1 pseudogene is annotated in these 650 nt (G+C 72.2%); it reads right to left on the minus strand.

The features are described from left to right. Nucleotides 1-37: 37 nt before the first annotated feature. A pseudogene (locus tag J7E68_RS18485) lies at nucleotides 38-650 on the minus strand (ATP-binding protein); the annotation flags it as partial.

Genomic DNA, 650 nt, shown 5'->3' on the forward strand with positions numbered 1-650 from the left:
ACGGCGATCGACGTCGCGACGCTGCGCACCGTGCGGTTCATCGTCGCTCCCAGCCCAGCGTCACGGTGGTGCCGCACTCGCTCGAGTCGATCTCGGCCGTCCCTGCCACACCGGCCATGCGCGCGAAGATCGAGGCTCTGATGCCCAGGCGATCCGCACCGATGGCATCGAGATCGAACCCGGGGCCGGTGTCCGAGATCATCACGCTGATGCCCTCGTCGCCTCGCCCCTCCGCGATGATGTGCAGCCCGCGACCGTGTGCATGCGTCACCGCATTGCCGACCGCCTGCCGTGCAGCGAGCACCAGCGCTCTGGCCGCTCGCCCGGGGATCAGTCCGATCCCCCCGCGCTCTTCGACGATGGCATCGGCGCCGAGCTCGGACAGCGCTCGGCGCAGTTCGACGACGATCTGCGCCGCGCCGACCGGCTCGTCACTGCCTTCCTGCGCCACAGCCACCTCGGTGTTCGCGAGTCGGGTCAGCGCCTCGCGGGCCATGCCGACCGCCAGGTCCCGCGCTCTCTCGCCCTCGGCGCGCTCCGCGGCGATGAGCGCGGCGAGGACGCTGTCGTGCATGAGCGCCGACATCGTCGCGCGCTCTTCCTCCGCAGCGGCAGCGGCGGCGGCTGCCGCGTAGGAGGCGACGGCCCGC

Source organism: Microbacterium sp. ISL-103 (genome assembly GCF_018613995.1).
Classification (GTDB): domain Bacteria; phylum Actinomycetota; class Actinomycetes; order Actinomycetales; family Microbacteriaceae; genus Microbacterium.